This is a genomic window from Vibrio sp. 970 (assembly GCF_033339075.1).
Genome location: NZ_JAWOTW010000034.1, coordinates 1 through 9,668 on the forward strand (window position 1 = coordinate 1; position 9,668 = coordinate 9,668).

A 9,668-nucleotide genomic window follows, 5' to 3' on the forward strand; every position below is an offset into this window, starting at 1 on the left:
ACTATGCGTTGGTTTTAGTGATTAAGGTGGTATGCGGGAGCATCGTATTGCGTGCCTCACACCTTAATTGGGCGTTATAACTCAATGGAAGATTATGAGTTTTAAAAAAGAAATAGATGAAATTTTGGAGGCGAGGAAAAGTGATTACACTTTATCAAAGCCTATAATCGTGAGTATCGTGTTGGGAGTAATTGCAGAGTTTACTATACCAATATTAGCTCCTTTTTTTGGGATTCTTGCATTTGTATTCTTTTACAGGCGGCGAATTGCAATCGCACGTATGCCGTGCCCAAGATGTAAAAATCCATTTGGTACTAAATCAAATATTGTTCTCGGGGTAGGTACTTCAGAGTGTGAAACTTGTAAGTTGAGTATCTATTCTAAAGAGTTATAACAAACAATTTAAGAGTGATTCGGCACGCGTGGCATTTTTACTATGCGTTGGCTTTAGTGTTTAAGGTGATATGCTGAGGCTTCAGTATTGCGTGCCTCACACCTTAATTGGGCGTTATGTGCTTTTGAGGAAAATTGACATGGAAGTAGTAGAAGCGAGTCCAGATTTAGCTCCAATATTAGCGAGTTACGCGAAAGAATGTTTGGAGTCGGGTATCCCTAAGTATTTCGGCGTTGATCAAGATCCTGAAGCTTATTTATCAGGTTTGGTTGAACGTTCTAAGGCAACTTCTGAATTACCAAACGGTTATTTACCCAGCACAACTTATTATTGCGTATCTGGCTCTGAAATCTTAGGTGCTATTCGAATTCGTAAAGGTACTAATGCCAACGTAGAAAATGTCATTGGGCATGTTGGCTACGAAACTAGACCGTCAGCTCGTGGTAAAGGTGTAGCCTCATTTCTCCTCGCTTGGGTGCGAGACCATGTTGTCACTGACTCAGTTATTGTTACTTGTTCAATTGACAATCCAGCGTCCCAAAAGGTTATCGAAAACTGCGGCGGTGAGTATCTTGGTAACTACACAAGTGAAAACGAGGGCACTGTAAGGCGCTACCGTTTAGCACGCACATAACAAAGCGTTCAAGAGGGATTCTCAACGCTTGGCAGTTTTGGTTCAAAGTTTAGCTTTTGTGATTATGGCACAATGGTTTAAGTAAGGTGGTGGCGTTGTTCACCCCTTAACGCGGCGTTATGTACTTTAAGAAAATTGTAACCAACTCTAAAGGATTGAGAGTGATAGATCATTTTGAAATTAAGGTAGTTGCATTCGAAGAATGTCATGTGTTTTACAAGAATGTGCTAGAGCCATTGGGTATTGAACTCAAGTGGTCAGATGAAAATGCTGCTGGCTTTGGGCTTTCGAGCGAGCCAAATGTAAGGTTTCTAATTGAAAAAGGCGTCAGTAATTCTAAGTGCCATATTGCTTTTTCTGCATCAAACAAATTACAAGTTTCTGCGTTTCATCAAGCGGGGTTATCTTTAGGTGGTAAATGCAACGGTAAGCCTGGTTTACGAAAACACTATGCTCCAAACTACTACGCTGCGTTTTTGATTGACCCTGAGGGCAACAATGTGGAGTCAGTAGTGTACCTTTAGCACGTACATAACAAATTGTTCAAGAGTGATTCGGCACGCGTGGCATTTTTACTATGCGTTGGTTTTAGTGGTTAAGGTGGTATGCGGAAGCTTCGGTATTGCGCGCCTCACACCTTAACAAGGCGTTAGTTTGCAAGAGGAAAAACGCGGCTATATCCCAAGATTTAGTGGTAAAAGCTCAAAGTCTAAATTGTCGTACCGGCTTTCAATTTCAGTGTTAATTTACGTGGTAAAAGTCAAAATTAGGCAACCCTTCAACGGTTGATATGTTCTTTGGTGCGGCGACTTTTGGGTTAACTGCGTTGAACTTTTTTGCTGAAACTCTGCCCCTTGAGTTTGTTGGTACAAAAGCCGATTTACTCGCTGAAATGGCGCTTTCTCTGATGTGGAAAGATCACGTGGTTTCAGTGACTTTGTTGAAAGTCCGCATTGTGAGATTGGTTTTCCAAAAGCACTTTTTGGTGTTGTTAGTTCGTTTTCAACGGTGTTGTTTGTTCCACGTGGTTTCATTGAGTAGCCGCTTTGAGACTACGCCTGACTTAAGTGCATCAAAATACATAGAGTTTATTGTTTTCAAAATTTAAAATAACGTAAAATCAACGCTTTGGGTTTGCAAACTAACAAACTGCTCAAGAGGGATTCGCAACGCGTGGCATTTTTACTATGCGTTGAATTTAGTGATTAAGGTGGTATGCGGCGGCTTCGGTATTGCGTTGCTCACCCCTTAGCAGGGCGTTAACTAACTCCTTCGATCCAGTTAATAAATTAAAGAGAAATGTTTATATGACATCAAAAGAACACTTTAAACCAATACCATGTCATGCAGACTACCTAAAGAGACTTTCTAACCCATATGGGATGAAATGTAATCGACTGCTTGATGACTTTGATTTTTACTATAAAAGTGGCAAAGTCGATTTATATGATGTGAGCCTTGCAGGTCTTTCTCTAACAAGTTGTCTATACCATAAGGTTGGTGACATAGAATCCAGTCTTAGAGCGATGGATATGCATCAGTACTTTGATATTAAATTAGTACAGTCACAGCTATTCAGTGATGAAGAGACGATTTCTGTGGTACTCCCTAAAGCAGAGGTGACTTTAGGAGCGAAGACAGTTCAACACATCGCCATCAGTGGGGCACATCTGATAGATTCAGCTTGGCTATCTTTATTCTGTGAGCAAGTGAGCGATATAGAATACCTTGCCAACTCAGCCGATCACCCAAGCACTGAGTGGTCTAATGTTCGGTCTCATACCTTCTTTGAACTCCAGATGGCCATGCTTGGAATAAAATCTGGCGACGTTAAGTCGTTAATTCAGAAGTTTATTGATGTAAGTACTCCTGAGTATCTTGAGGGTTTAGCCTTTGAACACGCAAACCTTATCAATTTACCAACGATTAATGTGATGATAAAAGTCCTAAATAAATCAGGTTGTGGTGAAGCGGAATATCAAGAAGTAATGTATGAAGCGGTCAAAGGGCACCACAAGTATTGGAGTCAAAAAAAATTAAAGGAAGAGTTAACTGGCTATTTTTCTGTGCCTTTATTGGCACTTGCAAAGCTTGCTTACCAGAAATACGGGTTTCGCTTGGGGTTTGAAACGGATTATGTTCCAGAAGCCTTCTATACCCGTAATATGCCCGAGCCGAGCTATAGCTTTTTAGATATTTACAAATCGTAGTTAGTTAACAAACTGTTTAAGAGTGATTCGCAACGCGTGGCATTTTTACAATGCGTTGCGTTTAGTGTTTAAGGTGGTATGCGGGAGCCTCGGCATTGCGTTGCTCACACCTTAACAGGGCGTTAGTTGCAAAGGGCAAAATATGACGATTGAGCAGCTTGATAAAGTAGATGTTATTGCACATGACAATGAAAAAGTAATTTTGGTTATATCCGATCATTTAGAGTGGGATGATCAAAATGAAAAGCTATTACTGCTGCAAGACAAATTAAATCTGTATTTATCATTTATTGAATCTGGAGAAATATTTGAACAATACCCAATAGCAAAGGGCAAGCTTTTTGAAATTAGGATTGTTTCAAAGTATCAGCCAAACCGCGAAGCTGAAAAATTCGTTTCATTGGTTTCAGAAGTAGTAAGTGATGCAGGTTTTAGTCTTACGCACGAGTTGGGGACTTACAACTAACAAGGCGTTCAAGGCGGATTCACAACGCTTGGCGATTTCAATTCAAGTCAGGTTAAGTGTCTAAGATGCAATGGTTTAGGTTTGGCGACTGGCGTTGTTCACCACTTAACGCGGCGTTATAGCGCAGGGTTCATAAACATACTATGAGCTAGCCCTTATATGTTCAGAGCTAGCAGAATGTCTAAGGTGTCAGCTGCGTTAGTACTTTCGGAAGTACGTTGATACAAGCTGTCGCAATGCTTAATAGAAAGATACTTGATGGCTCTTTTCGTGCTTCTAATACAGTAAAAATTAACAGGGTTAAAATTACTGCTAGTGTTAGTAAGCAAGCCAGGCTCTTAATGGATAAAGTCATTACATTACTCCATATCTAGGAGCATCAGACCTTTGTGTATGTTTATTAAGTCAATAACACAAAGACTCCAACACTACAGTTTGAGTTTGAGTTTCTTGTGACTTCATCAATTCACTTTGCTTCAAGTTTTTCTAATAAAACGATCCACTACCAGTTTCAAGATTTCATACAAGGTGCACGCTACAGCTCCTTTGACTTGCTGTCAATATCTTGCTTTCTAGCAACACGTTAAGGATCTCAAAAAATAGAATCATCACATGAGAAGCGCTATAACAAAGCATTTAAGACGGATTCCCAACGCTCGGCATTTTTGGTTTGATTTAACTTCGGTGTTTACGGCATCATACTTTTAGTTTGGTGGTCAGCGTTGCTCACCACTTAATGCGGCGTTATGTTCTTGGAGGACATGTTGGAATATCAAAGGGACAGGGTAACTTTTGGCGTTTTTCAGAAACTTATTGTAAAGCTGTATAAAGCCCTCGTATCCAAGCTTTCAAACAAAAAAGAGAAGCTAGAATGGCAGCTAATCTTGATAGCCGATTGTTTACGAATCATTGGGCCTTGTAGGTTAGCTTATTGGATGGCTTCCAAAGTGCATACTTCAACGTCTAGCGTTAAGAACAAGTTCTGGTCAACCCATGTTTCAGGTATGGCTCTGCAATATTCAGGTGACATGATTGGCGCTGAAAAAGCATTCTTAAAAAGCCAGGACTTTGCTTGTGAGCTTTCTTTGAGTTTTAGCTTGCAGCATTTGGGTAAATTGAATGTTGAGGTTGGCAATTATAAACTGGCAGAGCAACAGTTCATAGAAGCATTGGCAATTCGAGAAAAATTGAAACGGGCTGACTTGGTAGAGTCGACTAACAGGGCGATTCGAGGACTACAAAAGCTACGAACATAACAAACTGTTTAAGAGTGATTCGCAATGCGTGGCATTTTTACTATGCGTTGTGTTTGGTGTTTAAGGTGGTATGCGGTGGCATCGGTATTGCGTTGCTCACACCTTAACAGGGCGTTAGCTTTCAAGGAGGAAAATTGAGCGCAAGTGACTATATCAAAGAGGTTCGTTCTAAGATTGGAACGATGCCGCTTCTTATCCCCGGCGTTGCAGGTGTCATTTTAAATGAAAACAAAGAGCTACTACTTCAGAAAAAATCAGATGGTACATGGAGCCTTCCTGCCGGAATGATTGAACCTCAAGAGTCGCCAGTGCAAGCATTGATCAGGGAAGTTCGCGAGGAAACAGGTTTAGCTGTAAAAGTAGAACGCCTACTTGGTGTATTTGGCGGTGAGGGTTTTGGATTTACATACCCAAACGGTGATCAAGTTGAATACACAGTCATCATGTTCAAATGTGTAGTAGGAAGTTGTTCTCAGTCTGCAATCGATGATGAAACGGTGTGCCTTAAATGGTTTTCAAAAGGTAATATGCCAAGGCTTGAGCTTCCTTACCCGTTAGATTGTTTGTTTTCAGAAAATGATTCAGCGTACTTCGTTGGCTAGAAAGCTAACAAATTGTTCAAGAGTGATTCGGCACGCGTGGCATTTTTACTATGCGTTGGTTTTAGTGGTTAAGGTGGTATGCGGAAGCTTCGGTATTGCGTGCCTCACACCTTAACAAGGCGTTAGGCGACATGAGATAAACGATAGAGTAGTGATAGTATCTTGGCGTGAATCTAGCTTCAGTTAATAGAAAAGGAGTGGATTAATGAATGGTAAAGCATTTGATAATTGGCAAAAATCTCGAAAGAAAGGATGTTTAAATTGGCTTTTCAGAACAACTTTCGTCACAGCCATTTTGTACATGATTTTTAATGTTATTTTCCTTTATCCATCTTCTGACGCGGCAGGCATTACGATTTTCTTATCGGATAATGCTCTTAATTACTCAATTTACACTATCGGGATGTTTTTCGCATTTTGGGCTATTTGGCTATACAACGAATCTTCGTATGAGAAAGAAGTTAAACGTAGAAATGTCGCCTAACAAACTGTTCAAGAGGGATTCGCAACGCGTGGCATTTTCACTATGCGTTGGTTTTTGTGTTTAAGGTGGTATGCGGCGGCTTTGGTATTGCGTTGCTCACCCCTTAACAGGGCGTTATGTATTACTTCAAGTTCACTACACAGGGATAGTTTATGAAAAATTCAAAGGTAGTCTTAGTTACTGGTGGTAGCCGTGGAATTGGTGCTGCGACTACAAAGCTATTCGCATCGAAAGGCTATTCTGTTTGTATCAACTACAAGTCTAACTCTTATGCAGCGGAAGAACTTGCATCAGAAATTACATCAAACGGAGGCAACTGTATTACGGTTCAAGCTGATGTTTCTGATGAACATGCAGTTGTACAACTGTTTGAACGTATTGATCGTGAATTAGGTCAAGTATCTGTTTTGGTGAATAATGCAGGGATCTTACGTACACAATGTCGGCTAGAGGAAATGACAGCCGACAGGATCAATGCAATATTAATCAATAATGTTACGAGCTACTTTTTGTGCAGCCGCGAAGCAGTAAAGCGTATGTCTACCCGACACGGCGGAAATGGCGGTGTAATTGTTAATGTATCTTCTGGTGCATCTCGCTCTGGTTCTCCAAATGAGTACATCGACTATGCAGCTTCAAAAGGGGCGATTGATACTTTAACTAAGGGGCTATCCTTAGAAGTTGCTGCTGAGGGTATTAGAGTTAATTGTGTTCGTCCTGGGCTAATTTATACTGATATGCACTCTGACGGAGGGGAGCCAGAGAGGGTTGAAAGGCTTAAGAGCATCATTCCTCTTCAGCGGGGTGGTACGGCAGAAGAAGTTGCAGAAGCAATCTATTGGTTAGCGTCTGAAAAGTCATCGTTTTCGACAGGAAACTACTTAGATTTAGCGGGCGGCTTGTAATACATAACAAACAATTTAAGAGTGATTCCCCACGCTTGGCATTTTTGGTTTGGGTCAAGCTCAGTGTTTACGATGTTCAAGTTGAGTGTCGTGGTAGCGTGGCTCACACCTTAATTGGGCGTTAGTTTGCAAGAGGAAAAACGCGCCTATATCGTAAGATTTAGTGGTAAAAGCTTAAAGTCGAAATTGTCGTATCGGCACTCAATTTCAGTGTTAACTTGCGTGGTGTAAACTCAAAATTGGTATCGTTTCAACGGTTGATTTGTTCTTTGGTGCGGCGACTTTTGGGTTAACTAAGTTGAACTTTTTTGCTGAAACTTTGCTCGTTGAGTTTGTTGGTGCAAAAGCCGCTCTACTCGCTGAAATGGCGTTTTCTCTGGTGTGGTAAGTTCATGTGGTTTCAGTGGTTTTGTTGAAAGTCCGCATTGTGAGATTGGTTTTCCAAAAGCGCTTTTTGGTATTGTTAGTTCGTTTTCTGCGGCGTTGTTTGTTCCACGTGGTTTCATTGAGTAGCCGCTTTGAGACTACGACTGACTTAAGTGCATCAAAACACATAAGTTTTATTGTTTGCAAAGCTTAAAATAACGTAAAATCAACGCTTTGGGTTTGCAAACTAACAAACTGCTCAAGAGGGATTCGCAACGCGTGGCATTTTTACTATGCGTTGGTTTAAGTGATTAAGGTGGTATGCGGCGGCTTCGGTATTGCGTTGCTCACCCCTTAGCAGGGCGTTATGTGAACAAAACTGAGATTGATGTCGAGTTTATGAAAATATGATGCTCGACAGTTTCTGATCTGGAACAAATACTATTTCAAATCATAAACTTGGAGCGTGAGTACTGTGAGGTTTGTTTTAGTTGTACTAACACTGAACCATTTCATTTACTTATATTTCGAGCACTTTATCGACGGTGTAATGAGTAATCCTAGCGAAGCAGGTCAAGCTCCTGGGTATGGAATGGTTTACTCATTGTTAATCTTTCCTTTCCAGCTTTTTCTGGAACTAGTATTTATTGTCGCTTTGATGTACCAAACTTTGATAGTTCGTCAATGGAAAGTGAGCATATGGTACTGGCCTCCTTTTTTATTAACGTTGCTTCTGATTCTAGATATTGGATACTGACTTTGCATGTTCACATAACAAATTGTTCAAGAGGGATTCGCAACGCGTGGCATTTTTACTATGCGTTGGTTTTGGTGATTAAGGTGGTATGCGGCGGCTTCGGTATTGCGTTGCTCACCCCTTAACAAGGCGTTATACCGCAATCAGTCATCTAACCTTTTCATGGCTTTACGATAAACATCGCTACGTTCGCGCTTTCCAACTGCTAGGACGGTTACAATGATGACATCGTCTTCAACTTTGTAGACGAGACGGTAGCCCGATTGACGCAACTTAATTTTATACATGTTGTCAGCTCCAGAAAGCTTTGAAGCCGGAATATGTGGGTTATCTAAGCGCTCGATTAGCTTTTTCTTAAATTGTTGTTGCAGAGTAGAGCCAAGCTTTTTCCACTCTTTAAGTGCACTCTTTTTAAAGTCGAGTTTATAGGTCATCAATATTTACCGAAATGCTCTCTTCAGATTCACGCTCTTTAGCGATAGCGAGTAGTTCAAGATCTTCGAGTCTGTCCATCATCATTTCGTACGCTTCGGCAGGTACGCAATAAAATGCTGGTTCATTTCGGTTTAATACAGCAACAGGTTCGCCGTAAGCACTAGTTGCAACTTTCATAGGGTTAGCTTTTAACTCAGTAATGCTTGCAGCAACATCGGCTAAAATTCTAGTGGTCATATAATCAGTCTCTTAAGTGGTCTTTATGCTGGCCATTTTAGCCTCAACCAAGCGGTATAACAAGTTGCTTAAGAGTGATTAGCAACGCGTGGCATTTTTACTATGCGTCGGTTTATGTGTTTAAGGTATTATGCGGAGGCTAAGGTATTGCGTTGCTCACACCTTAGCAAGGCGTTATGTGCCACCAGAGTTTTGAGGCAATAAATTGAAGTATAAAGACTTGTCGAAAATTGCACTAGATCCATATAGCACAGATAAGAGTATCGATTTACTCAAGCTGCATGGGGTTAGTGCGCCTGATTCTGTGATTGAACAGTTTTATATTGATCATAATGCCAACAGTCGCTTTTTAGCTCTCTACGGTGATCTATCACTTCCTGGTCTAAAGTGGGAGCTAGTTGATTTTGATACGACGAAGTTTTTGCAGATAGGTAGCAACGCTTCATTTCCTGATTTTCTTGAGGAGGTATCTGAAGATGCAGCGCATTTCAACGACGTCGGAGAGGCAGTGATTGATTGCCGAGAGGAAGTACTCAATCATTGGAAAAAGCATGGTACTTGGTTAACTCCACCGATATTTCTAGATGCAAATGTTCTTGGTGGTAAATCTGGCATACCTCATTTAGTTGAGGGGCATTCAAGGGTTGGGTGCCTGCTTGGTATTCAAAAATATAAAATCATTCCTTTGGCTGACAGGCACAAAGTGTATTGGGGCTCTATTCGCAAAGGCACATAACAAATTGTTCAAGAGTGATTCGGCACGCGTGGCATTTTTGCTATGCGTCAGGTTTAGCGGTTAAGGTGGTATGCAGAGGCTTCTGTATTGCGTGCCTCACACCTTAACAAGGCGTTATGTGTCAGAGAGAGATTATGAGATTTTTGCAATTATTTATCTTGATCTTAGTAGTAGGGTGTTCAAGTT

The 9,668-nt window shown here is 40.9% G+C and carries 12 protein-coding genes; 10 read left to right on the top strand and 2 right to left on the bottom strand.

What is annotated here, in order from left to right:
* Positions 1-94 precede the first annotated feature (94 nt).
* The 9 genes from R7Q11_RS24025 (at position 95) to R7Q11_RS24065 (ending at position 6,951) form a co-directional block, all read left to right on the top strand.
* Complete coding sequence (locus R7Q11_RS24025; RefSeq protein ID WP_136977373.1) at positions 95-394, top strand: hypothetical protein; 300 nt, start codon at positions 95-97, stop codon at positions 392-394.
* A 139-nt stretch (positions 395-533) separates the two neighbouring features.
* Positions 534-1,028 carry a GNAT family N-acetyltransferase gene (locus R7Q11_RS24030; RefSeq protein WP_213885674.1) on the top strand — a complete coding sequence of 165 codons (495 nt, stop codon included), beginning with the start codon at positions 534-536 and terminating at the stop codon, positions 1,026-1,028.
* 161 nt (positions 1,029-1,189) lie between these two features.
* The gene (locus R7Q11_RS24035) at positions 1,190-1,552 is read left to right on the top strand and encodes a VOC family protein (RefSeq protein WP_213885675.1); all 363 of its coding nucleotides are present in this window, start codon (positions 1,190-1,192) and stop codon (positions 1,550-1,552) included.
* A gap of 783 nt (positions 1,553-2,335) precedes the next feature.
* Positions 2,336-3,238 carry an Imm49 family immunity protein gene (locus tag R7Q11_RS24040; RefSeq protein ID WP_215810439.1) on the top strand — a complete coding sequence of 301 codons (903 nt, stop codon included), beginning with the start codon at positions 2,336-2,338 and terminating at the stop codon, positions 3,236-3,238.
* A 142-nt stretch (positions 3,239-3,380) separates the two neighbouring features.
* Positions 3,381-3,704 (top strand): DUF6572 domain-containing protein, encoded by a 324-nt coding sequence (locus R7Q11_RS24045; RefSeq protein ID WP_038217934.1) that lies wholly within the window; start codon positions 3,381-3,383, stop codon positions 3,702-3,704.
* 746 nt (positions 3,705-4,450) lie between these two features.
* Positions 4,451-4,960 carry a hypothetical protein gene (locus tag R7Q11_RS24050; protein WP_020840826.1) on the top strand — a complete coding sequence of 170 codons (510 nt, stop codon included), beginning with the start codon at positions 4,451-4,453 and terminating at the stop codon, positions 4,958-4,960.
* Positions 4,961-5,094: 134 nt separating this feature from the next.
* Positions 5,095-5,562, top strand: a complete 468-nt coding sequence (locus R7Q11_RS24055) for an NUDIX domain-containing protein (RefSeq protein ID WP_140120256.1) — start codon at positions 5,095-5,097, stop codon at positions 5,560-5,562.
* 205 nt (positions 5,563-5,767) lie between these two features.
* Positions 5,768-6,046 carry a hypothetical protein gene (locus R7Q11_RS24060; protein ID WP_115386111.1) on the top strand — a complete coding sequence of 93 codons (279 nt, stop codon included), beginning with the start codon at positions 5,768-5,770 and terminating at the stop codon, positions 6,044-6,046.
* A gap of 152 nt (positions 6,047-6,198) precedes the next feature.
* A complete protein-coding gene (locus tag R7Q11_RS24065; protein WP_140339132.1) occupies positions 6,199-6,951 on the top strand; it encodes an SDR family oxidoreductase in 753 nt (250 codons plus the stop codon).
* Positions 6,952-8,217: 1,266 nt separating this feature from the next.
* Here the strand turns inward: R7Q11_RS24065 and R7Q11_RS24070 are convergent.
* Positions 8,218-8,508, bottom strand: coding sequence for a type II toxin-antitoxin system RelE family toxin (locus R7Q11_RS24070; protein ID WP_053302227.1), 291 nt, complete (start codon positions 8,506-8,508; stop codon positions 8,218-8,220).
* Complete coding sequence (locus R7Q11_RS24075; RefSeq protein WP_005377003.1) at positions 8,498-8,746, bottom strand: type II toxin-antitoxin system Phd/YefM family antitoxin; 249 nt, start codon at positions 8,744-8,746, stop codon at positions 8,498-8,500. Before R7Q11_RS24075 ends, R7Q11_RS24070 begins: the two co-directional genes overlap by 11 nt.
* A 205-nt stretch (positions 8,747-8,951) precedes the next feature.
* On the opposite strand from R7Q11_RS24075, the gene R7Q11_RS24080 reads away from it, so the two are divergent.
* Positions 8,952-9,482, top strand: a complete 531-nt coding sequence (locus R7Q11_RS24080) for a hypothetical protein (protein WP_225466790.1) — start codon at positions 8,952-8,954, stop codon at positions 9,480-9,482.
* Positions 9,483-9,668: the final 186 nt, after the last annotated feature.